The 22771-nt window shown below is 63.3% G+C and carries 25 protein-coding genes; 10 read left to right on the top strand and 15 right to left on the bottom strand.

What is annotated here, in order from left to right; translation table 11 throughout:
- Nucleotides 1–97: 97 nt before the first annotated feature.
- Complete coding sequence (gene fliJ, locus MQW79_RS10120; RefSeq protein ID WP_476584365.1) at nt 98–511, bottom strand: flagellar export protein FliJ; 414 nt, start codon at nt 509–511, stop codon at nt 98–100.
- A gap of 61 nt (nt 512–572) precedes the next feature.
- Nucleotides 573–1901: a flagellar protein export ATPase FliI gene (fliI, locus tag MQW79_RS10115; protein ID WP_476588214.1), complete on the bottom strand. Its 1329-nt coding sequence runs from the start codon at nt 1899–1901 to the stop codon at nt 573–575.
- A 462-nt stretch (nt 1902–2363) separates the two neighbouring features.
- Here fliI and ctrA point away from each other — a divergent pair, with 462 nt between their 5' ends.
- The 3 genes from ctrA (at nt 2364) to MQW79_RS10100 (ending at nt 5677) form a co-directional block, all read left to right on the top strand.
- On the top strand, nt 2364–3071 hold the full coding sequence (gene ctrA, locus MQW79_RS10110; protein ID WP_198878170.1) for a response regulator transcription factor CtrA: 708 nt from the start codon (nt 2364–2366) through the stop codon (nt 3069–3071).
- A gap of 448 nt (nt 3072–3519) precedes the next feature.
- On the top strand, nt 3520–4284 hold the full coding sequence (locus MQW79_RS10105) for an alpha/beta fold hydrolase (protein WP_476588213.1): 765 nt from the start codon (nt 3520–3522) through the stop codon (nt 4282–4284).
- A 115-nt stretch (nt 4285–4399) separates the two neighbouring features.
- The gene (locus MQW79_RS10100) at nt 4400–5677 is read left to right on the top strand and encodes an RNA polymerase sigma factor (protein ID WP_476584364.1); all 1278 of its coding nucleotides are present in this window, start codon (nt 4400–4402) and stop codon (nt 5675–5677) included.
- A 129-nt stretch (nt 5678–5806) separates the two neighbouring features.
- Here MQW79_RS10100 and MQW79_RS10095 read toward each other — a convergent pair whose 3' ends face one another.
- The 3 genes from MQW79_RS10095 to MQW79_RS10085 all read right to left on the bottom strand — a co-directional run bounded on the left by MQW79_RS10095 (nt 5807) and on the right by MQW79_RS10085 (nt 7544).
- Nucleotides 5807–6175 carry a response regulator gene (locus tag MQW79_RS10095; protein ID WP_476584363.1) on the bottom strand — a complete coding sequence of 123 codons (369 nt, stop codon included), beginning with the start codon at nt 6173–6175 and terminating at the stop codon, nt 5807–5809.
- Between the two features lie 144 nt (nt 6176–6319).
- The gene (chpT, locus tag MQW79_RS10090) at nt 6320–6994 is read right to left on the bottom strand and encodes a histidine phosphotransferase ChpT (RefSeq protein ID WP_476584362.1); all 675 of its coding nucleotides are present in this window, start codon (nt 6992–6994) and stop codon (nt 6320–6322) included.
- Between the two features lie 82 nt (nt 6995–7076).
- Nucleotides 7077–7544, bottom strand: coding sequence for a YHS domain-containing (seleno)protein (locus MQW79_RS10085; protein ID WP_476584361.1), 468 nt, complete (start codon nt 7542–7544; stop codon nt 7077–7079).
- A gap of 124 nt (nt 7545–7668) precedes the next feature.
- Between MQW79_RS10085 and MQW79_RS10080 the strand changes: the two genes are divergently transcribed.
- Together MQW79_RS10080 and MQW79_RS10075 are read left to right on the top strand one after the other, a co-directional pair.
- Nucleotides 7669–8238, top strand: a complete 570-nt coding sequence (locus tag MQW79_RS10080) for a DUF1134 domain-containing protein (protein WP_476584360.1) — start codon at nt 7669–7671, stop codon at nt 8236–8238.
- Between the two features lie 178 nt (nt 8239–8416).
- Nucleotides 8417–9586 carry a hypothetical protein gene (locus MQW79_RS10075; protein WP_476584359.1) on the top strand — a complete coding sequence of 390 codons (1170 nt, stop codon included), beginning with the start codon at nt 8417–8419 and terminating at the stop codon, nt 9584–9586.
- Nucleotides 9587–9765: 179 nt separating this feature from the next.
- Here the strand turns inward: MQW79_RS10075 and MQW79_RS10070 are convergent, their stop codons facing one another.
- A complete protein-coding gene (locus tag MQW79_RS10070; protein ID WP_476584358.1) occupies nt 9766–10113 on the bottom strand; it encodes a DUF6476 family protein in 348 nt (115 codons plus the stop codon).
- On the opposite strand from MQW79_RS10070, the gene MQW79_RS10065 reads away from it, so the two are divergent.
- Nucleotides 10112–11143, top strand: coding sequence for an RluA family pseudouridine synthase (locus tag MQW79_RS10065; protein WP_476584357.1), 1032 nt, complete (start codon nt 10112–10114; stop codon nt 11141–11143). The genes MQW79_RS10070 and MQW79_RS10065 overlap by 2 nt on opposite strands.
- Here MQW79_RS10065 and MQW79_RS10060 read toward each other — a convergent pair.
- Nucleotides 11127–12221, bottom strand: a complete 1095-nt coding sequence (locus MQW79_RS10060; RefSeq protein WP_476584356.1) for a zinc-binding metallopeptidase family protein — start codon at nt 12219–12221, stop codon at nt 11127–11129. The two genes, MQW79_RS10065 and MQW79_RS10060, sit on opposite strands and share 17 nt — an antisense overlap.
- Before the next feature lie 108 nt (nt 12222–12329).
- Here MQW79_RS10060 and MQW79_RS10055 point away from each other — a divergent pair, with 108 nt between their 5' ends.
- The 3 genes from MQW79_RS10055 (at nt 12330) to MQW79_RS10045 (ending at nt 13655) form a co-directional block, all read left to right on the top strand.
- A complete protein-coding gene (locus MQW79_RS10055; RefSeq protein WP_476584355.1) occupies nt 12330–12524 on the top strand; it encodes a DUF2934 domain-containing protein in 195 nt (64 codons plus the stop codon).
- A 61-nt stretch (nt 12525–12585) separates the two neighbouring features.
- Entirely contained in the window at nt 12586–13197 is a 612-nt protein-coding gene (locus tag MQW79_RS10050; RefSeq protein WP_476584354.1) for a LysE family translocator, read from the top strand.
- Nucleotides 13194–13655, top strand: a complete 462-nt coding sequence (locus MQW79_RS10045) for a P-loop nucleotide/nucleoside kinase family protein (RefSeq protein WP_476584353.1) — start codon at nt 13194–13196, stop codon at nt 13653–13655. Before MQW79_RS10050 ends, MQW79_RS10045 begins: the two co-directional genes overlap by 4 nt.
- Here MQW79_RS10045 and MQW79_RS10040 read toward each other — a convergent pair.
- From MQW79_RS10040 to fliF, 7 genes are all read right to left on the bottom strand, one after another.
- The gene (locus tag MQW79_RS10040; RefSeq protein WP_476584352.1) at nt 13652–14023 is read right to left on the bottom strand and encodes a VOC family protein; all 372 of its coding nucleotides are present in this window, start codon (nt 14021–14023) and stop codon (nt 13652–13654) included. The two genes, MQW79_RS10045 and MQW79_RS10040, sit on opposite strands and share 4 nt — an antisense overlap.
- 52 nt (nt 14024–14075) lie before the next feature.
- Complete coding sequence (gene flhA, locus MQW79_RS10035) at nt 14076–16196, bottom strand: flagellar biosynthesis protein FlhA (RefSeq protein WP_476584351.1); 2121 nt, start codon at nt 16194–16196, stop codon at nt 14076–14078.
- Nucleotides 16197–16341: 145 nt separating this feature from the next.
- The gene (gene flbD / locus MQW79_RS10030) at nt 16342–17709 is read right to left on the bottom strand and encodes a sigma-54-dependent transcriptional regulator FlbD (RefSeq protein ID WP_476584350.1); all 1368 of its coding nucleotides are present in this window, start codon (nt 17707–17709) and stop codon (nt 16342–16344) included.
- A gap of 13 nt (nt 17710–17722) precedes the next feature.
- Nucleotides 17723–18013 carry a flagellar motor switch protein FliN gene (fliN, locus tag MQW79_RS10025; RefSeq protein WP_476588212.1) on the bottom strand — a complete coding sequence of 97 codons (291 nt, stop codon included), beginning with the start codon at nt 18011–18013 and terminating at the stop codon, nt 17723–17725.
- Nucleotides 18014–18063: 50 nt separating this feature from the next.
- Entirely contained in the window at nt 18064–18726 is a 663-nt protein-coding gene (locus MQW79_RS10020) for a FliH/SctL family protein (protein WP_476584349.1), read from the bottom strand.
- A gap of 4 nt (nt 18727–18730) precedes the next feature.
- On the bottom strand, nt 18731–19807 hold the full coding sequence (gene fliG / locus MQW79_RS10015) for a flagellar motor switch protein FliG (protein ID WP_476584348.1): 1077 nt from the start codon (nt 19805–19807) through the stop codon (nt 18731–18733).
- Between the two features lie 5 nt (nt 19808–19812).
- Nucleotides 19813–21447, bottom strand: a complete 1635-nt coding sequence (fliF, locus tag MQW79_RS10010) for a flagellar basal-body MS-ring/collar protein FliF (RefSeq protein WP_476584347.1) — start codon at nt 21445–21447, stop codon at nt 19813–19815.
- Between the two features lie 155 nt (nt 21448–21602).
- Here fliF and MQW79_RS10005 point away from each other — a divergent pair, with 155 nt between their 5' ends.
- Nucleotides 21603–22226, top strand: coding sequence for a glutathione S-transferase family protein (locus tag MQW79_RS10005; protein WP_476584346.1), 624 nt, complete (start codon nt 21603–21605; stop codon nt 22224–22226).
- 93 nt (nt 22227–22319) lie between these two features.
- Here the strand turns inward: MQW79_RS10005 and sciP are convergent, their stop codons facing one another.
- Nucleotides 22320–22598, bottom strand: coding sequence for a CtrA inhibitor SciP (sciP, locus tag MQW79_RS10000; protein WP_035085775.1), 279 nt, complete (start codon nt 22596–22598; stop codon nt 22320–22322).
- Nucleotides 22599–22771 lie beyond the last annotated feature (173 nt).

The raw sequence follows: 22771 nt of genomic DNA, 5'->3' as shown, positions 1-22771 counted from the left end.
TGTTATTCATTTTGTTGAGAAATCAGGAAATAGGGCAAGCAAAAGCAAAGGCCCGCTTGCGGCGGGCCTTCTGGTTAGCTCCGAAGTAGGGGGGGACTTACTGACGGCGGTAGCGCAGGCGCGCCACTTCGTCATAGTTTTCCTGCTCGATCTTGTTCTGCTCGTCCTTTTCGCGCTGGTGTTCGCGCTGGTCGAGCAGTTCGACCTTCTTGAGGTCTTCGAGCGCCTCGGCCAGCGCGTCCTGCGCGGCTTCGAGCTTGCCCTTCATGTCATTGGCCGATGCCAGGAGATTGTCGCGGCGCGTCAGCGCCGCCTTGGCAAAGGTGGAATAGGCGAAATGGGCGACATCGGAAATGCCGGTCTTGGTATGCTCGATCTCGATCTGCTGGTCGAGTTCGGACGCCATGCGTTCGAAATCGGCCACCATCATTTCGATCTGCGTCACCTGGCGGCGCTTCTCGTCAACCTGGAATTTCTTGAGCCGGATGAGGCTCTCGCTGCGCGATTTCACGACCTGTACTCCTTACACACCAAGTCAGTCCGGACGGGCCGTACACATTCTGGCCTGCCCATCAGTTCCGCGCATCCGCCTCGGCGATCAGCTGGGCCAGCATCGCATAGCCCTCTGATATCGTCGTCGTCTCGTCCCGCTGCTGGCCCAGAAATGCCTCCAGCTGCGGGTTGATGGCGATGGCGCGGTCCACGTTTGGATCTGACCCTTTCCGGTAAGCCCCCAGCCGGATCAGTTCCTCCATGTCCGAGAAAATGGACATGAGCTCGCGGGCTCGGGACAGGGTGGGCCGGACATGGTCGGGCACGCATCCTGGCATGGTCCGCGAAATGGACCGGAGCACATTGACGGCCGGGTAACGCCCCCGTTCGGCAATGCCGCGCTCCATCACAATGTGCCCATCGAGAATCCCGCGAACGGCATCCGCAATGGGCTCATTGTGATCATCACCTTCCACCAAAACGGTAAATAGACCGGTAATGGAGCCCGAATTCGGTGTGCCCGGCCCGGCGCGCTCCAGCAGGCGCGGCAATTCGGTGAAAACGGTCGGTGGATAACCCTTGGCGGTGGGCGGCTCGCCGATGGAGAGGCCGATCTCGCGCTGGGCCATGGCAAAGCGGGTGAGGCTGTCCATCATGCAGAGCACGCGCTTGCCATGGTCGCGGAAATATTCGGCGATCGACATGGAGATGTAGGCCGCCTGCCGGCGCATCAGCGCGGCTTCGTCGGAGGTGGCGACCACCACCACGGCGCGGGCCAGGCCCTCCTCGCCGAGATATTCCTGGATGAACTCATGCACTTCGCGCCCGCGCTCGCCGATGAGGCCGATGACCGAGACATCGACATCGGTATTGCGCGCCAGCATCGACATCAGCACCGACTTGCCGACACCGGAGCCGGCAAAGATGCCCATGCGTTGGCCCTCGCACATGGTGGTAAAGGTGTTGAGGCAGCGCACGCCCAGCTCGATCGGCTCGCCGACGCGAGTGCGGTCATGGGCGGCCAGCGGAGACTGGCGCAGCGGATAGGGCGTTGCGCCGCGCGGCAGCGGTCCGAGGCCATCGATGGGTTCGCCATTGGCATTGACCACCCGGCCCAGCCACCCTTCGGAGGGATTGACCGAGCCGTCATGGCGGCGAAACACCGCCTTGCAGCCCATGCGCACGCCGCCCAGCTCGCCAAAGGGCAGGCAGAGGGCATGGCCGTCGCGAAAGCCGATGATCTCGGCGGCCAGATTGTTGCCGTCGGTGGTTTCGATGATGACACGGCCGCCCACGCGCAGCTCGCGCACCGGGCCGACGATCTCGATGAGCAGGCCCTGGACCGAGCGGACGCGGCCGAACACTTCCACGTCGTCGATGGAATCGATGGCCGAGATCAGCGCCTTCATGCTCATTGTGGGTTCACAGGTCGTTCATCATGGATAGCCAGGGGCGAGTCCGGTGCCGTACTTATGGTTTCCGGCGGGGCTCGAATCGCTCCCCGGGGCGAATCAGATCGTAACCGATCATTAACGCAAAAGCGCTATTGGCAGTGATGATCGGCGAATTGCGTCTGGTGGCGCAATTGTGGCGAAACTCCCCCCAAATGCCCGGAATGGTTGAGTCCCAAGAGTCTCTTGGAACCCTTTCTTAATGTAGTACCTTAAGAAATTTTAAGGGCATTTAGCGTGGTTTTTCAATAACTTAATATAAAGTTGTACTAACGCTCTTTGCGTATTGCGGATCGGAATTAAACTTTGTTAACTAGTTGGGCTTAGGCTTCAGTCATATCCAGTAGGGTTGGAGCGGGACAGGCAAAATGGCCTTGCCACCCGCGTGTTCCAGCAGGAACGAATGACAAGGGGAATATAATGCGGGTACTCCTTATTGAGGACGATAGCGCCACGGCGCAGAGCATCGAGCTGATGCTGAAGTCCGAAAGTTTCAACGTCTACACCACCGATCTGGGTGAGGAAGGCGTCGATCTCGGTAAGCTCTATGACTATGACATCATTCTGCTGGATCTGAACCTGCCGGATATGAGCGGTTACGAGGTGCTGCGCACCCTTCGCGTTGCGAAGGTGCAGACGCCGATCCTCATCCTCTCCGGTCTCGCTGGCATCGAGGACAAGGTCCGTGGTCTCGGCTTCGGCGCCGACGACTACATGACCAAGCCGTTCCACAAGGACGAACTCGTGGCCCGCATCCACGCCATCGTCCGCCGTTCGAAGGGCCATGCCCAGTCGGTCATCTCGACCGGCGACCTCATGGTCAACCTCGATACGAAGACGGTGGAAGTGCAGGGCGCCCGCGTGCACCTGACCGGCAAGGAATACCAGATGCTGGAGCTGCTCTCGCTCCGCAAGGGGACCACCCTTACCAAGGAAATGTTCCTCAACCACCTCTATGGTGGCATGGACGAGCCGGAACTGAAGATCATCGACGTCTTCATCTGCAAGCTGCGCAAGAAGCTCAGCGTTGCCACCGGCGGCAAGAACTATATCGAGACCGTCTGGGGCCGCGGCTATGTGCTGCGCGAGCCCGACGAGAACGACGTCTACAACGAGAACGTCGCCTGATCTTTCAGGCTTGCTGCGAATAGCAAGAACCCCGCGCCCCGGCGCGGGGTTTTTCGTTTTGGGCGAGGCTGCGTGAAGGACACGGTCTGGCCACCCGAACAGTTTCGCCCTCGGGCTCGACCCGAGGGCCACTCCGCCACCCGAAAAAGTCTCCATGTCGTGCGCGTCAACAATGGCCATCGGGTCAAGCCCGAGGGCGGGACCGTGGGAGCGGAGGCCACGCCTGCCTGCATCGGCCGGTGACGGCGCTTCGGATCAAATCAAAAAACTTCATGTCCCCATGTCGAACGGCCATCCGCCGTTCCGTCGTCTGCATGAAGGCGCCGGCTGCGCCATTGGAGGAAGTCGAAAAATGATCCGCACCATCTTCTTTGCAGGAGTCCTGCTGGCGACCACGCCCGCCTTTGCCCAGACCGCGCCGAAGGGCGACTATGTCGAGGTCAATGGCATGAACATGTATTACGAGGTTTCCGGCGAGGGCGAGCCGATGATCGTGCTGCATGGCGCCTATATGAACATCCCTTCCATGGGATCGATCATCGAGCGCCTTGCCGAGACCCACACGGTCTATGCGCTCGAAACACAGGGCCATGGCCGCACCAATGACATCGATCGCCCGATCACCTATCCGAACATGGCTGGCGACGTTGCCGCCTTCATGGATGCCGTCGGCATCGGACGCGCTGACATCTTCGGCTATTCCATGGGCGCGGCCACGGGCCTCAAACTGGCCATCGACCACCCGGAAAAGGTCGACCAGCTGGTGGCTGTCTCGGTGTCCTACGACATGGAGGGGGCGCAGCCCGAATTCCTCGCCATGATCCCGACCATGGCGCCCGAAATGTTCATCGGTTCGCCCATGGAGGATGCCTGGAAGCAGTTCGCTCCGGATCCGGACGGCTTCCGCCCGTTTGTCGAGCGCATGATTGCCCTCGAGCATGAGCCGCTGGCCTGGGGCGAGGACGTCGGCAAGCTTGACGTCCCGGTGCTGATCATCGCCGGCGATGCCGACATGATGACGCTCGAACACCTCGTGAGCATGTTCAAGCTCCTCGGCGGCGGTATGGCGGGAGACATGGGCAATCCGCTCTCGGCCTCGCGCCTCGCCATCCTCCCGGCGACCTCGCACACCGCCGTCATCAACCAGACCGATCTGCTGATGGGCTTCATCTCCCCCTTCCTCAAGGGGGAGACGTCCAAGGGCATGTTCTAGGCCGCCATGCTCAAGCCGGGGTTGCGATGCCCCGGCTTTTCCCTTGACCGAACCGCCAGGACACTGATGCTCTCATTCTCTGGAATCACGGACCATCAGCGGGAGGATGGGAGCCATGAGCGAGGCCGCAGCAGCGGGACGGCGGGAAACCGACCGTGCCATCGCCACCGTCTGGCGGCTCGAACAGGCGCGACTGATCGCCGGCCTCACCCGCATGGTGCGCGATATTTCCCTCGCCGAGGAGCTGGCGCAGGAAGCGTTGATGGCCGCCCTGCGCACCTGGCCGGAAACCGGCGTGCCGCGCAATCCGGGTGCCTGGCTGATGCAGGCGGGCAAGCGCAAGGCCATCGACTATTTCCGCCACCGCAAGATGGCGGCAGGCAAGCTCGAAACGCTGGGCCGCGACATGGAGGACGAGGTGCCTGACACCGAGACCGCCCTCCACGACAGAATGGACGACGATGTCGGCGATGATCTGCTGCGCCTGATCTTCACCTCCTGCCACCCCATCCTGCCGCCCGAGAGCCGGGTGGCGCTGACCCTGCGGCTGATCGGGGGGCTTACCACCGAGGAGATCGCCCGCGCCTTCATCGCCAATGACACGACCATCGGGCAGCGCATCGTGCGCGCCAAGCGCACCATTGCGGAGGCCAATGTGCCCTTCGAAGTGCCGCGCGGGGAGGACCGCGAAGAGCGCGTGTCCTCGGTGCTGGGCGTGCTCTACCTCATTTTCAACGAGGGCTATTCGGCCACATCGGGCGAAGACTGGATGCGGCCGCAACTCTGCGAGGAGGCCATGCGCATGGGCCGCATCCTCGTGACGCTGATTCCCGACGAGTCAGAAGTCCACGGCCTTCTGGCGCTGATGGAGCTGCAGCATTCGCGTGCCAAGGCCCGGACCAATGCAAAGGGCGAGCCGGTGCTGCTGCCCGACCAGAACCGGGCTCTCTGGGACCAGTTGATGATCAGGCGCGGCCTTGCGGGCCTCAACCGGGCGCAGCAGATGGGCGGCATTGCCGGGCCCTATACGCTGCAGGCGGCCATTGCCGCCTGCCACGCGCGGGCCCGCAAGGCCGAGGATACCGACTGGGGGCAGATCGCGGCGCTCTATGGCCTGCTCAACCAGGTGACGCCCTCGCCGGTCATCGAGCTCAACCGGGCCGTGGCGGTCTCCATGGCGCGCGGGCCGGAAGCGGCCCTGCCTATCGTGGACGCCCTGCTAACGGCCCCGGCCCTCGAAAACTATCATCTGCTCTATGGGGTGCGCGGCGACATCCTGCGCAAGCTCGGCCGCCACGACGAGGCCAATGATGAATTCCGCAAGGCGGCCGGCCTCACGCGCAATGCAAGGGAAAAGGCGTTTCTGCTGGGACGAGCGGAAGAAGGGGGCTAGGCGAGAGCCCCCATCGTCATTGCCCGGCGCGACAGGGCAATCCATCTCGGCGCGCCGCCCCGGAAAGGCAAGATGGATCACCCGATCAAGTCGGGTGATGACGGTAAACGTGAGGGCTGGGCTTTTGACTCAGGCCGCCGCGGCCTTGTCCTGGAACTTTGAGATCAGCACCGACTGGTCGAAGGGCTTCATCATGTAGTCATTGGCGCCGGCCTTGAGGGCCAGGGCAATGGCGCCGATGTCATTTTCGACCGTGCAGTAGATGACGCGGGGCTTTTCGCCCCCGACATAGGCACGCAGGAGTTTTAGAAATTCCAGCCCGCTCATGATCGGCATATTCCAGTCGAGCAGGATGGCGTCGGGCATTTCCTGGCGGCACTTGTCGATGGCTTCCTGGCCGTCCTCCGCCTCGTCCACGATGTAGTCGAGGTCTTCCAGGATGCGACGCGCGACTTTGCGCACCACGCTGGAATCATCGACGATCAGGCACGTGCGCATGAAATAGCCCTGGGACCGGTGTGACACTTGTCCCCACTATGCCGTCCAATTGGTTGGCGAAAGGTTAGCGTGCTCAAGCGAAAGCGCCGCAGCAGGGCTACGGCGCTTGGTAAAATTTCTATTCCTGGCAGCGGCTTGGCTGGTTCAGGCGGCTTCGGCCTTGGCCTTGGGCACGGCGGTGAAGAAGAACATGTCGTTCTCGAGGCCGATATTGACCTCCATGTCGGTCATGCGGGCGAGCAGGCCCGTATAGAAGGGCTGGATGCCGCGTGCATCGACCGAGCCTTCCTCGGGCATGCCCGAAAGCAGGCCCGCAGAACCGGAGGGAACCAGCGTCTTCTGGCGCTTTTCCGGGTCGGATCTGGAGGTGAATTCGAACTTTTCCTCGCCGGCCGGACCGGTGATCGAAGCGGTCACGAGGCCGCCGCGCGGCACAGAGCCGGCTGCGATCAGCAGCATGTTCATGAACAGCTTGGCCTTGTGCTTGGGCAGAAGGATCAGCGGCACGTTCCATTCGAGGTCGGCCTTTTCGATCTCGAACAGGATGCGGGCAACGCGCTCGCATTCGCGCGTGTCGATATCGGTGCCCGCGGTCGAGGAGGCGCCGTAGGCGAGGCGCGCGAATTCGAGCTTGGCGCGACTCTGCCTGGCGGCGCTGGCGATGAGGTCGCGCGCGCCCTCGGCCATTTCGCCCTGGCTGGGATCGGACAGGACTTCAAGACCATTGCCGATGGCGCCGATGGGATTGATGAGATCGTGGCAGACCCGTGAGCACAGCATGGCGGCGAGGTCGGTGGCCTTGAGCTCAATAATGTCCATGGTGGCAGGTCTCCGTGGGCGCCAGGCGGCGGTAAATGGCGAGAATCAGTAAGGCGACAATAAAGCGCGCGGCCGGTGCGGACTACCGTGTCGAGAGTGTTTTGGACAGAACCTGCCAGTGTTCCTCGGCGCGCAACGCCGCGGCATCGGGCGCCAGCAGGAAGGCCTCCCGGTTGGATGCCGAATAGAAGAGATAGAGCCGCTGCTTGTAGACCACATAGATCGCGGCATCGCTGTCCGAGACGAAGCCGCGCGACATGCTCATCGCGCCGTGCCCGCCGAATTGGGGAGCATAGATTTCCGGGTTGCGCGAGAAGACTTCGAGATTGGCGGCATTGGCGAACTGGAACGGCGCGCCCATCCAGGTGAATTCGAGCTCCGGCCGGCCGGGCAGGGGCTGCGGTTCGGTAAAATAGGAAACCGGGTCCATGCCATCAAGGGCGATGCCGGTCAGCGGGTCGGTCTGCACCCAGGTGACGATGGACTGTGCCGATACCGGGGTGATCGCGGCGCTGGAGAGCCCGAAAAGCGGCAGAAACAGGGCGATCATGGTTAAGATTTGTTTAGAGGTTTGTAGCATGATTGGCCCAAATGATCGCCATTCCGGGCCCCCAGACTAGGGGCGAGACCTTAAGGTCTTCGTAAAGGTGCGCGATCGCCACGGGAGACCTGCCATGTTCAAGCGCCTTGCCCAGCTTGCCACTCTTTTCGCCGCCCTCTGGGCGTTCGGCGCACCGGCCCATGCGCAAGGGTCACTCAGCGACACGTTTTCGGGCGATGAGCTGGTCGAGAGCGGCCGCGAATTCTTTGGCTCGGCGGCGCAGGGCCTGGCCTCGGTGGTCGAGCGCGCGGTCAGCCAGTATGGCCAGCCCAATGGCTATATCCTGGGCGAGGAAGCCGGCGGGGCGCTGTTCGTCGGCGCCAAGTATGGCGAGGGCACGCTCTACACCCGCAATGCCGGCCAGTTCAAAATCTACTGGCAGGGCCCCAGCATCGGCCTCGACATCGGCGGAGACGGCTCGAAGGTGATGATGCTGGTCTATAATCTCTCCTCCATCCAGGACATTCTCGGACGCTATCCGGGTGTCGATGGGTCCGCCTATGTCATCGGTGGCGTCGGCATGACCGTGACCAAGCGCGCCGATGTCGTGGTCGTGCCGATCCGCTCGGGCGTCGGAGCTCGCCTCGGCATCAATGTGGGCTATCTCAACTTCACCGCCCAACCCACCTGGAACCCGTTCTGACCCCACGACGTTCACTTCCGCATCAAGCCGGGGCCAAAAACCCCGGCTTTGTCGTGACGGCGGGCCCCAAACCCGTTAGGGTTAAGCAAAGCCGAAGATGGCCCGGAGCCGTCTTCGCTGCCAAACTGTTCAATGAAAGTCCCAAGGCAGGCGTTTTGCCGCCCGGAGGCCGCAAAGCATGCTGATCGAAAACATCATGTACTTCGCGCTGGGCCTGATGGTGGCGGGCCTGGTCGCGCTCATCATCATGCCGGCAGTCTGGAAGCGTGCCGTGCGGCTGACCAAGCGGCGCATCGAGGCGGCGACGCCCATCACCATGGCCGAATTCCGGGCCGACAAGGATCAGTTGCGCGCCGAATTCGCGCTTTCGACCCGTCGCCTCGAAATGAATGTCGAGGCCCTGCGCAAGCGCCTTGCCGAACAGCTCAGCGACGTCAATCAGAAGCGCACCGATCTCGGTGCGCTCAAGGCCGAGCGCGAGGGGCACCTGGCGGTCGTGCACGAGCTCGAAAGCCGCGAGGTCGAGTTGCGGGCCCGCATTCTCGAACTCGAGAAGGACGGCGCCGACCTCGGCAATCGCCTGCGCAAGCGCGACCGGGAGCTCGAAACCCGCAACGAAGAGATCGAGACCCTGCGCAACAGCCTGCGCGGTGGCCTTGCCAAGGCCACCCGTGTCGACGGTGTGGCGCTCTCGGGTGAATACGAAGCCGATATCGACCAGCTTACCACCGCGCTCGCCATCGAGCGCAAGCGCGCTGCTTTCCTCGAAGACCAGGCCAAGAGCCTGATCGACCGGCTGGAAAACTCGGATCGCCGCAGCGCCGAGGCCAGTGCCGCCATTGCCCAGATGCGCGATGCGCTGGCCGGGCGTGAGGCGCAGCGCGAGGCCGATGCTGCCGATCTCGTGGCTGCCGAGGCGCGCATTGCCAGCGCCGAAAACCGGCTCAACGCGCTCCTGGCCGAAACCAGCGACGTGGTGGAAAAGTCCGAGGGCAGGGTCGAGCAGCTCCTTGCCGACAAGCTTTCCATGGAAGAGGAAATCGAACGGCTGCGCGACAAGGTCAGCAAGGTCGAGGCTGGAATCCTGCTTGACTGGGAAAGCGAGCGCTTCGAGGAAGCGCATCTGCGCGAAAAGCTCAATGACATTGCCGCCAGCGTCAGCCGGCTGGTCTATGCGGTCGAGCACGACACGCCAGTCAACGTGCTGCCCGAGGAAAGCCTCTTCGATCGCGTGCAGCGTTTCGCCGACGACGGCGAAGGGATCGAAATCCTGCCCACGCCGGCCAACAGCCAGCGCGGCGCCGTATCCGACCGTCTGGCCGCGCTCAAGGAAATCCAGGGACGGTAGAGTCTCCCCGGCGCGCCGTCTTATGTTCCGTCACACCCGACTTGATTGGGTGATCCATCCTATCCACAACACCGCGGCGCCCTCGGACTTGATCCGAGGGCCGGCCGATGCGCCCGCGCTGTGGAGAGTGGTCCTCGGGTCGAGCCCGAGGACGGCGCGGTGCGTGTGTTGGGCTTGGCCTATTCCACCCCGATGGTCACGCTGCGCTGTAGCGCGCCCGTTCCGGCATCATAGACATTGAGCATGATCAGGCCGCCGGCGCTGAACGTCACCTGGATCGTGCCATCGGTAGTGATGGCTGAAATCACCTCGGAACCTTGAGGAATCGCGACGGTTTCGGCCGTTGCGGGCGGCGGACTGTCGCGCATGACGCGATAGACAATCGCAAAACCAATCGCCATAAAGCCGAGCAACATGATGCCCATCGAGAAGGCAAACCTCCGGCGGACCTTGGTGAAAGCCTCCTGCGCCTCCGGGGACAGCTTGTAGTCGGCGGCATGAGACGGATTGTGTTCAGGATTGCTCATGGCAGACGATACCGATTTCGAGTTTGAGGGCGAGCCCATTGAAGTTGCTGTCGATGCCGCCATGGAAGGCGGCCGGCTCGATGCGATGCTGGCCAGGGCGCATGATGCGCTGAGCCGCAGCCGCATCAAGGACCTGATCCTGTCCGGCGCTGTTTCGGTCGATGGCAAGACCGTTGCCGAACCCAAATACCGGCTCAGGGCCGGCGAGACAATCGTCCTTCTCGCCCCACCCCCCGAGGATCCGGATCCGCAGCCCGAGGACATTCCCCTCGACATCCTCTACGAGGACGAGCACCTGATCGTCATCAACAAGCCGGTCGGCATGGTGGTGCATCCGGCGCCCGGCTCGCCCACGGGCACACTGGTCAATGCGCTGATCTTCCATTGCGGCGACAGCCTCAAGGGCATTGGCGGGGTCAAGCGCCCCGGCATCGTCCATCGCCTCGACAAGGACACGTCGGGCGTCATGGTGGCGGCCAAGACCGAGAAGGCGCACAAGCACCTTTCGGAGCAATTTGCCGACCACGGCCGCACCGGGCCGCTGCATCGCGCCTATATTGCCTATGCCTGGGGCTCGACCAAGTCGGGCATGGGCACGGTGGACGCGCCGCTCGGACGCGACCCGGGCAACCGCCTCAAGCAGGCGGTGCTGAAGAGCGGCCGCGAGGCCATTACCCATTATGCGGTGGAAGCCCGCTTCCGGGGCGAAGGCTGGGATGTCACCCGCATCCAGTGCCAGCTCGAAACCGGCCGGACCCACCAGATCCGCGTGCACATGGCCCATATCGGCCACCCCCTGGTCTCGGACCTTCTCTATGCCCCCGGCTTTGCCACCAAGGTCAACAAGCTGCCCACGGCTCTGGCCGAGGTGGTGCAGGCCCTGGGACGGCAGGCCCTCCATGCGGCCGAACTGGGCTTCGAGCATCCCGCCACGGGCGAGGAAATGATGTTCGAGGCGGAGCTGCCCGATGATCTCCAGGCCCTCAAGGCGGCCCTTGAACCCTACGATCAGGTCACGCGACGGTCGTAAGCCGGTCCAGCTGGTCCCGGGCAGGCGCCTGGTGCACCAAAGTGTTGATATAGGCCAGCTTGTCGATGACGGGCTGGGTCAGCACGAAAGGATAGGCGTCGGGCTGCCCGATGGCGCGGTTGAGATTGTTGAGCAGTGAGGCCAGCGGCACCCAGTTGTCGATGATGACGGCCATGTCCGGCTCGAGATAGGGATCAAAGGTCACTGGCGGTAGGGTGAGGGCCTCGTCGCCGGTGCGGGGCCTGGCGCGAATGCCAAAGGCACCGGCCATTTCCACCGTGTCGACGATATGCAGGTAATGCGCGAAGGTCTCGGCGAAGTCTTCCCAGGGATGGGCGGTGGCATAGGCGCTGATATGGGTCTGCATCCACCCGGCTGGCGCGCCATTGGCATAGTATGCCGCCAGAGCTTCCCCATAGTCAGGGGTTTCGTCGCCGAACAGGGCGCGGAACTGGGCGAGTGGCGGCCGGTCGGCGACCAGGTGGGCCCAGTAATAATGTCCGATTTCATGCCGGAAATGGCCCAGCAGGGTGCGGTAGGGCTCGTTCATGCTGGTGCGCCGGTATTCGCGTTCGGCGTCATCGGCCTCGCTCACGGCAATGGTAATGATGCCGCTGGCATGTCCGGTCATGACCCGCTCGGGGGCGCTGAGATCATCGGCAAGGAAGCGGAAAGCCAGCCCATGCTCGGGGTCTTCGGCACGGGTCTGCACAGACAGGCCCAGCCGGATCAGCGAATAGCCGAGCCGCTTCTTGGCCCGCTCGATGGTCTGCCAGCGCCTGAGGTTGGCGGGATCGGATATGTCGGGAATGGTTTCATTGTGCCGGCAGGCGGCGCAATAGATCTCGCCTCCGGGCGCGGCCGGGACCAGCCAGTTGCAGGCGCCGTGGGCCGCATTGGCGCAATAGACGAAGTGCTGGCCTGGAAAGGCCGGACTTGCCCAGGCGCCATTGTCATCTTCCAGTGAAATCAGTGCGTTATGCTGAGGGGCATAGCCCAGGGCATGCCCGCAGCGCTCGCAGGTATCATTCTCGAAATAGAGGGTGTTGCCGCAGTGATCGCAGGAAAAAAGCTTCATCTCTGGTCCCCGTCGTCCTGGCCACAATGCGTCTGGTCACATTGGCGTTCCGGCTGCAACTGCCGGAACGACAGCACGTTGCAGAAATATTTGGAGGAGGAGACCACAATGCACACGATCGACGAAGACAAGATCCGCGACCGCGCCTTCCAGCTCTGGGATCGCGCCGGCCAGCCGGAGGGGCGCGAGCAGGAATTCTGGTTCGAAGCCGAGCGGGAGCTGGCCGAGGAGGAGATGGTGGATACTTCTGCCGAGGCTTCCGTCCTCGACCTGCCGCCGGTCGTGCCGGGCCGGCTGAGCTAGCCAGCGCTCTGGTGCTTCCCGCCTCGGCAGGGCATAGTGCCTGGCGAGGCGGGAGGTCACGATGAGCATCGAATTCCTTATCACCACGCTTGTTGTCGTTGTTTCGCCCGGCGTGGGCGCACTTTACACCATTGCCGCCGGGCTTGGTCGTGGCGGGAAGGCCAGCCTGTGGGCAGCCCTTGGCTGCACGCTCGGCATCGTGCCCCATATGCTGGCGGCCATCACCGGCCTCGCCGCGATCCTGCACGCGAGCGCGCTGGCCTTTGAAATCATCAAGTATGCCGGGGTGGCCTACCTGTTGTGGATGGCGTGGTCGACGCTCAGGGAGACCGGTTCATTGAGCGTCGAAGCCGAGCGTGCACCGAAGAGCGTGCGCAAGGTGATTGGCGAATCCATCCTCATCAACATCCTCAATCCCAAACTTTCGATCTTCTTCTTCGCCTTCCTGCCGCAATTCGTGCCGGCCGATACGCCACAGGCCCTCACGCGGATGCTGGAGTTGAGCGGCGTGTTCATGGCCATGACGTTTGCAGTATTTGCCCTTTATGGCCTGTTTGCAGCCGCTATTCGCGGACATGTCATCTCGCGCCCGGCAATCATGGTGTGGATGCGCCGCAGCTTTGCCGCGGCCTTCATGGCCCTGGGCGCCAAGCTGGCCCTGACGGAGCGGTGAGCGCCACGCTGTTCATCATCACCGGCCTGCCGGGCGTGGGAAAATCCACGCGCGCTGCGATGCTGGAGGCAAAGACCGGCGCCGTGCGCATGGAGCCGGACGCCTGGATGAGCGAGCTCAAGCTCGACCTCTGGGACGAGGAAAGGCGCTTCATCATCGAAACCATGCAATGGCGACTGAGCCGGCAATTCCTCGCCGCAGGGGTGAGCGTCATCGTGGAATGGGGCACCTGGGGGCGCGGCGAGCGCATGCGGCTGGCCAGTGAGGCGAGGGCACTGGGCGCTCTAACCGAACTCCATTGGCTGACCGCGCCGCTCGACGTGATGCTGGAGCGTATTCGCGCGCGAGGGAGAGAGAACCCGCCCATTACGCTTGACGATATCGAGTCCTGGGTGGGCCTGTTCCAGACGCCGGATGCTGCGGAACTGGCCGCCTATGATGCGGTCTATCTGGACTAGGCTTGTCGGGTAGACAGCCACCAGGTCGTGCCCGAAGGGTCCACGATGCCGCCTCTCAAATCGGGATCGTCCTTTTGCACCGGCTCCTGAACGGAGGTGCCGCCGGCCCGGCGGGCCCGCTCGAAGGTTTCGTGGACATCGGGCACATAGACATGGACATGCGCCACGGCGCCGCTGTCCTTCCACTGGCCAAACATCAGAATGGTGTCGTCGATCCACACTTCGGCATGGGCAATGCTGCCATCCGGGCCGGGATGAGTGGCGTGCGGTTCGACATCGAACACCGCCTTTATGAAGTCGAGCGTCGCCTGGGCGTCGTCCACGATCAGGTAGGGCGAGAGGCTGGTATACCCTTGCGGCTTGTACATGGCGTCCTCCTTGAGCCCGGACAACGCAGTGGTCCCGGGCCGGGTTCAGCGCCTAGACGCTGCCCACGGTCTTCAACCGGATGCGCGGATGCACCTCGTTCTGGCTCATGACCACGGTCTGGGGCCGGAAGCGCTCGATGATCGAGCGGACATGCGGGCGGATTGCGGGCGAGGTGATGAGCACCGGCAATTCGCCCATCTGGGCGGCGCGTTCAAAGGACGACTGCACTGCGCCGATGAACTGCTGCAGCTTGCTCGGCGCCATGGCCAGGTGCCTGTTGTCGCCGTCGCCGGCCATGGCCTCGGCAAAGTCGCGCTCCCACTGGGGCGAGAGGGTCAGCAGGGGCAGGTTGCCATCGGGTCCGACATTGGCAGCGCAGATCTGGCGCGCCAGGCGCGAGCGTACATGCTCGGTAATGGTCTGTACCGACCGTCCATTGCCGGCTATTTCGGCCACGGCTTCGAGGATGGAAGACAGGTCGCGGATGGAGATGCGCTCGGTCAGCAGCGACTGCAGCACGCGCTGCAGGCCGGAAACGGTGATCTGGCCGGGGACAATGTCCTCCACCAGCTTCTGCTGATCCTTGGGCAGGCCTGTGAGCAGGCTCTGCACATTGGCATAGCTCAGAAGGTCGGCGACATTGGCCTTGAGCACTTCGGTCAGGTGCGTGGAAATCACCGTCGACGGATCGATGATCGAGAGGCCGCGCAGCTCGGCCTCGTCGCGAAGGGCCGGCTCGATCCAGGTCGCCGGAAGGCCGAAGGTCGGCTCGGTGGTGTGATTGCCCGGCAGGTCGATGGGGTTGCCATAGGGGTCCATGACCATCAACTGGTTGGCATAGATCTGGCCCGAGCCGGCTTCGACTTCCTTGATGCGGACCTTATAGTCGTTGGGCTCGAGCTGCATGTTGTCGAGGATGCGCACCGGGGGCATGACAAAGCCGAGTTCGAGCGCCAGCTGGCGGCGGAGCGCCTTGATCTGTTCGGTCAGGCGGTCTTGGCCATTGGCGTCTTCCTTGACGAGGCTGAGGAGCCCATAGCCCAGTTCGAGCTTCAGGTCATCGATCTTGAGGCTGTCGGTGATGGGCGGCTCGCTGGCCTGCGGGGCCGGGGTGGCCTTTGCCTCCTCAACCGCCCTTTCCTCCACCTGCTTGACAGCCTTGGTCCTGCCGGCACGCCAGGCCACATAGCCGATGCCGCCAGCCAGGGCCATGAAGGGAATGAAGGGCATGCCGGGCAGGAAGGCGAGGGCGCCCATCACGGCCGAGGACATGCCCAGGGCGCGCGGATAGCCGGTGAACTGGGCCGTCAGTGCCTTGTCGGCAGCGCCGGCGACGCCCGACTTTGACACCAGGATACCGGCGGCGGTCGAGACGATCAGCGCCGGGATTTGCGACACGAGGCCGTCGCCGATGGTCAGCAGCGTGTAGACATTGCTCGCTTCCTGGAAGGACAGGCCCTGCTGCATGATGCCGATCAGCATGCCGGCGGAGACGTTGATGCCGGTGATGATGAGGCCGGCAATGGCGTCGCCGCGCACGAATTTGGACGCACCGTCCATGTTACCGAAAAAGGCGCTTTCGCCTTCGAGTTCGGCGCGGCGCTTCTTGGCGGTGTCCTCATCGATGAGGCCCGCCGAAAGGTCGGCGTCGATGGCCATCTGCTTGCCCGGCATGGCATCGAGGCTGAAGCGGGCGGCGACCTCGGCGATACGGCCAGAACCCTTGGTGATGACGATGAAATTGACGATCACGAGGATGATGAAGACCACGATGCCGATGACGAAATTGCCGGCGGTGACGAAGGCGCCGAAGGCCTCGATGACGTGACCGGCCGCGTCGGTGCCGTTATGGCCTTCGGAGAGGATCAGGCGGGTGGTGGCCAGGTTGAGGCCCAGCCGCAGCATGGTGGCGATCAGCAGCACCGTGGGGAAGGACGAGAATTCCAGCGGCTTCTGGATGAACAGCGAGGTCATGAGGATCATGACCGAGAAGACGATGGAGATGGCCAGCAGCATGTCCACCAGCAGCGGCGGCATGGGCACGATCAGGATGACGATGAGCGCCATCACGCCCGTAGCCAGCGCAATGTCGCCCGAGCGCAGCGTATCGATCACCGTCTTGATGGACGGGAGCGAGAAGCCTGAACCTTTGCCTGATGGAATATCGGTCACGATGTTTCCCCAAACACCGTTGTCATCCCGGCGAAGGCCGGGATCCACACGCGGGCCTCGCCGCTAACCCTGAGGGCGCGGAGAGTAGCGGATCTGGATTCCGGCCTACGCCGGAACGACACGGTGGTGTTGAGGTGCATGAACCTTATGCCGCCCCGCGCTTTTCGCCGGGTTCGGGCACATGCACGCCCTCGTCGGCATATTGGTTGAGCTTGTTGCGCAGCGTGCGGATGGAGATGCCCAGGATATTGGCTGCATGGGTGCGGTTGCCCAGCGTGTGATCGAGCGTGTCGAGGATGAGGTCGCGTTCCACATCGGCGACGGTGCGGCCAACGAGAGCCCGGTTCATCGCCTCGGCAGTCTGGGCCAGCTGGGCAGCGGGCGAGGCGGCGCGGGCCGCTTCGGCCAGGCCCATGCCGTCGGGCAGGACGATGGCCTCGGGGCCGATGACATCGCCTGAAGACAGCAGCACGGCGCGATGCAGCGTGTTTTCCAGTTCGCGGACATTGCCCGGCCAGGGCGCCTTGACGAGAGCCTCGCGCGCCTCGGCAGAAAGGCTGCGCGGCGGCAGACCGTTGGCCTTGGCATATTTGGCCACGAAGTGTTCGGAGAGCGCCACGACGTCGCCGGGGCGGTCGCGCAGGGCCGGGAGCTTGAGATTGACCACGTTGAGGCGGAACAGCAGGTCTTCGCGGAAGCTGCCTTCGCGCACCGCTTCCGTCAGGTTGCGGTTGGAGGTGGCGAGGATGCGGATATCCACCGGTACCGGCTTGGTGCCGCCAACACGGTCGATGACGCGCTCCTGGATGGCGCGCAAGAGCTTGGCCTGCAGACGCACATCCATTTCGGAGATTTCGTCGAGCAGCAGCGTTCCGCCCGAGGCTTCCTCGAACTTGCCGATGCGGCGGGCAATGGCGCCGGTAAAGGCACCCTTTTCATGGCCGAACAGCTCGCTTTCAAGCAGCGCTTCGGGAATGGCGGCGCAGTTGACCGAGATGAACGGCTTGCCGGCGCGCTTACTCCGCGCATGGACATATTTGGCGACGACTTCCTTGCCGGTGCCGCTTTCGCCGGTGATGAGGATCGAGGCTTCCGAGCCGGCAATCTGCTCGGCCATGCGCACGACGCGCTCCATGGCCGGGTCGCGATAGAGGAAATCCGAGCTTTCGCGGGCCACGGCGGCGATGACGGCGGCAATCAGCTCGGCATCGGGGGGCAGGGGGATATATTCCTTGGCGCCGGCGCGGATGGCGTTGACGGCGGCGGCTGCATTGGTCTCGACGCCACAGGCGACCACCGGCACGGCAATGCGCTCGGCTTCAAGACCGGCGATCAGCCCGGCAATGTCCATCATGACGTCGACCAGCAGCAGGTCCGCGCCCTTGCCCGAGCGCAGCGAGGCGAGCGCGATTTCGATGGAGGGGGCGTGGGCGACCTTGGCGCCGCCATCCATGGCCATCTTGGTTGCGGTGGAGAGCTGGCCCTCGAGGGCCCCGATGATGAGCAGGCGCATGATCGTCTCCCCCTTATTGCGGCTTGATGATTTCGGTCATGGTGACGCCGAGCCGGTCTTCGACCAGCACGATTTCGCCACGGGCAACGAGACGATCGTTGATGAAGATCTCGACGGCCTCGCCGACCTGGCGGTCGAGTTCGATCACCGTACCGGTATCGAGCTTGAGGAGGCTGGAAACCGGCATCTTGGTGCGTCCCAGCACGACGGAGACGCGGACAGGAACGTCGAACACCGCTTCGAGGTCGGCGGCGGTCCGCTCGACATAGCCCTGGCTTCGCTGGTCGCGCTCGGGTGCATCCATCTCGCTGAGATTGAAGCTCTCGGAAGCGGTGATGTCGTCTTGAGGATCGGTCATGAACCGTTCTCCTTGTGCTGCCCGCGTGAGCGGGACGCGAGATAAGTGGCAATCTGCTGGTCGATCTGGCGGGAGATGTCGGCGATGTCGCGCACCAGCCCGCCATCGACCCATTCAAGCCGGCCATCGCCGAGGCGGATTTCGGGATCACCCATGACGACGAGCCGGCCGGCAAAGCCGGCATGCGCCATCTGCGCCGTGGCGGTGTCGCGGATGGCGTCGGCCAGATCGGGGTGGCAGCGGATGACCAGGTGCGGCACGCCGGAAAGGCTGGGAAGGCATTCGGCGACCAGCGCCTCCAGTTCGCCAAGCGGGTACCGGGCCACCAGATGCAGCGCGAGCTTGCGGCCGACATTCAGTGCCAGGTCGACGGCCTGTTGATGGTCGGCAATGCGGGCCTCGTCGAGAGCCGCCGACATGCGCGCCGATTGCGTGGCGAGGCTTCCGGCGGCGGCGGCAATGGTCTGGGCGGCCATGGATGCAGCATTCTGTTCGCCGGCCTTGAGCCCCTCCGCATAGGCTTCCTCGCGGGCATTGGCAATCAGCTGGGCGACCACATCCTCGGGGATCGAGGGGATGACCGGCGGCGCTTCGGGCGCGCGGTGCATGGGCCGGGGTTCCAGGTTCAGATCGAAAGTGTAGCGGGCGGGGCTGGCCATGGCGTTACGCAATCATCTGGTCGTCGGACTTGGTCTTGAGGATGATGATGTCGCCCTTGGCGGCGAGATCCTTGGCCGTGGCAACCATGCGGGTCTGGGCCTCGTCCACATCCTTCAAGCGCACCGGGCCCATGCCGGCCATATCATCCTGCAACATCTTGGCGGCACGGCTGGACATGTTTTTGAAGAAGCTGTCCTTGACCTGGTCATTGGCGCCCTTGAGCGCCAGGGCCAGGTCGCGCTTGTCGAGCTTCGACAGCAGCGTCTGGATCGCCGACATGTCGAGCTTGGCCAGATCCTCGAAGGTGAACATCAGCTGCTTGATGCGCTCGGCATCGTCGCGGTTGGCTTCCTCAAGATTGGTGATGAAACGTGCTTCGGTCTGGCGATCGAAGGAATTGAAGATTTCGGCCATCTGTTCGTGGCTGTCGCGACGCTTGGTGTGGTTGAGCGTCGACATGAATTCGGTGCGCAGCGTCATCTCGATCTTTTCGAGAATTTCCTTCTGCACCGGATCGAGGCCGAGCATGCGGCCGACAACGTCCATGGCCAGTTCCTCGGGCAGCACGGCGAGCACCTTCGAGGCGTGCTCGGTGGCAATCTTGGAAAGCACCACGGCAATGGTCTGGGGATATTCGTTCTTGAGATAGGCCGCCAGCACGTCGGCCTGCACGTTGGAGAGCTTCTCCCACATGTTGCGGCCGGCCGGACCACGGATTTCTTCCATGATCGCGTCGACCTTGTCCTGCGGCAGGAAGCTCAGGAGAAGGCGTTCGGTGCTATCGGTATTGCCCGAGAGCGAGCCATTGGACGAAATGGTGGTCACGAACTCGATCATCAGGTCATCGAGCATTTCCTGGGTGATCGGCCCCAGCCGCACCATGGCGCGGGAGAGCTGCTTGACCTCGAGTTCGTCGAGCTCGTCGAAGATCGGCTTGCCATAGTCTGGGCCGAGCGCCAGCAACAGGGCTGCCGCCTTTTCGTCGCCCGTCAGCAGGCGCTGCTCGCCGCCCACCTGCAGCTGCGCGCCCACCGTTGCCGGGATGCCGTTTTCGTCGTTGGATTGGGAAACCAGGGCCATGGGTGCTACGCCGCGTTACCCAGCCAGTCGCGCACGATGAGTGCGGCCTGGCGGGGGTTTTCTTCGACCAGCGTGCCGACCGTCTTGAGGGTCTGGAGCTGGGTCTCACCCATGGACTTGGCATTGGTCACCCAGGCCGGGGTCTTGTCGCGGGGCTCCAGCTCTTCCTGGTCGGCGACGACGATGCCATCGGCGCCCAGCACGCCATGATGACCGAGTTCGGCGGCCACGGGCAGGGCGAGAGGCGTTGTTTCAGGGGTCAGGGCCTTCTTGATCAGCGGACGCATCACGAAGAAGACCAGCGCCAGGGCGATCAGCAGGGTGACGGCCATTTCGGCGCCGTTCATCAAGTCGTCCCGGGTGAAGTCGAGCAGGCCACCCGCTGCCTCGGTGCCCAGCGGGGCGAGTTCGGGACGTTCGGCAAACTGCATGTTGACGACTTCGACGCTGTCGCCGCGTTCGGCCGAGTAGCCAACGGCCGAGCGGACCAGGGTGAGGATCTGGGCGACTTCGTCCGCGGAGCGCGGTGTATAGGTCTGGTTGCCCGCGCCGTCGTCGGCATAGGTACCATCGACCACGACGGCCACCGACAGGCGCTTGAGCGTGCCGGCTTCGGTGACATTGGTCTGGGTGGTCTTGGAAATCTCGTAATTGATGACTTCCTCGGTCGAGGTGCCCTGTTCGGACACGCCACCCGCACCATTGTTCTGGCTGGCGCCGGGCAGTTCGTTGGCGACGGTGACCTGGCCATTATTGCCACCCGAGAGGTTTTCGCTTTCGCGCGTCTGGGTGGAGCGAACGACCTGGCTTTCCGGGTCGAAGCTTTCCTGCGTGGTCGTCGAGCGGTTGAAGTCGAGCTCGGCGGCGACCTCGACACGGGCGCGGCCGGCGCCGACAATATTGGCCAGCATGTCCTCGACACGGGTGCGCAGGCGGTTTTCGTAGCCGAGCGTGCGCTCGTCATTCTGGCCGCTCATCACCCCGGCAGTATCCTCGCCGGTACCGGAGGCGAGCAGGTTCCCCTGGTCATCGACAATGGACACGCGGCTGGGCGTGAGGCCTTCGATGGCCGAGGCGACCAGATGCTGGATAGCGCGGATTTCGCCCGAGGACAGTTCGCCGCGCGTGGTCAGGACGATGGAGGCCGAGGGGTCCTTGCGCTCGCGGCGGAACAGTTCGCGCTCGGGCAGCACCAGATGGACGCGGGCGCCGGTGATTCGGGTCAGCGAGCCGATGGTGCGGGCCAGCTCGCCTTCGAGGGCGCGCACATTGTTGATATTCTGCACGAAGCTGGTCGCGCCCAGCGTCGACTGCTGGTCGAAAATCTCGTAGCCGACCTGACCGCGGGTCGGCAGGCCTTCGCTGGCCAGCGACATGCGGGTGGTGGTGATCTGGTCGCGCGGGATCAGGATCGTGTCGCCGTCACCACGCAATTCGTAGGGAATGCTAAGGGTTTGCAGCTCGGTGACGATGGCGGAGGAATCTTCGAGACTGAGACCGGAATAGAGCGGAGCCAGGTTCGGGGTCTGGCTGCGCGTGATCAGGAAGGCGAAAAAGCCCAGCATCAGCACGGCAACCATGGCCATCGCTGCCAGGCGCGGCAGGCCGATCCGGTTGATAAGATTGGTTAGACTTTCCACGCCGCCACTCTGGTCCAAATGATGCGGTCGATGGTGCCCCCAGGACCGATGGGCAAAAATTACCTACCGGATGGTAAACAATGTATTAACCGGCTGTTGCAGCTTGCGATTTTAGGCAAGAACTGCCGGGTTCCGTTAACAAGGAGTGAATTGTCATGCTGCGCGTTCTGGGTCGGGTGACCTCCATCAATGTCCGCAAGGTGCTCTGGGCGCTGGACGAACTGGGCCTGGCCTATGACCGGGAGGACTGGGGACTGCCGATCCGCGACCCGAAAGTGCCGGAATTCCTTGCGCTCAATCCCAACGGGCAGGTGCCGGTGCTGATCGACGGCGATTTTTCCATGTGGGAAAGCAATGCCATCCTCGTCTACCTGGCCGAGAAGTTTGGCATGGGGGTGCTGCTCTCGGACGACATCCGCATACGCGCGATTGTCCTGCAATGGCTGGGTTGGCAGGTGTCGGACCTCAATCCATCCTGGATGTACGCGGTGCTGGCCCTGCAGCGTAAAGTGCCGGGCTACGACCAGCCGGACCGGATTTCGGAATCCCTGGTCCGCTGGACCGCGCGCATGGACATAATCGAGGCCGAACTGGCCAAGGGAAAGACCTACCTGGCCGGTGAAGCCTTCTCCATTGCCGACATCGCCATGGGCCTCTCCATCCATCGCTGGTTCTGCCTGCCGGCCGAAAAGAAGGCCATGCCTGCGGTCGAGGCCTATTACCAGCGGCTGATGGCGCGGGAGGCGGGCGCCCGCTGGATGAGCGCAGCGACGCCCTGACAGCAAACAAAGACCCGCCGGAGCGATCCGGCGGGTCGGTTCTTGTGGCCTTGCACCTGGCCGGCCACTAGGGCCTCGAAAGTGATCCGAAGATCATCCCTCTCTATAGTGCTGAATCCAGGTGGTCCGCAGACCAGCAAGGCCATGCTTGTCGATGGCGGCCTGCCAGTTGAGGAATTCATCAACGCTGAGCGTGTAACGCTCACAGGCTTCTTCAAGGCTCAAAAGGCCTCCGCGCACGGCGGCGACCACTTCGGCCTTGCGGCGGATAACCCACCGTCTCGTATTGGCAGGCGGGAGGTCCGCTATGGTGAGCGGGCTGCCGTCTGGACCAATCACGTACTTCACGCGAGGACGCATCTGTACGGTCATTTTACTCTCTACTCAAACCTGACCATATGATCCGAGAGTAGAGGAGTTGGTTTAAAATACCCCTAAGGGGAAACTTACAACAGGTTAAGAAACGTCAGTCGTTTCAATCAATTGAGTGTTGCAAAATGCGAAAAGGCGGCCCTGCTTGGCCGCCTTTGGTATCGGATGGGTCG

The sequence above is a fragment of the Devosia sp. Micro-HW1 genome (genome assembly GCF_056341075.1).
Note: the sequence above shows the minus strand (reverse complement) of the source record. Positions and strands in the feature narration are given on the sequence as shown.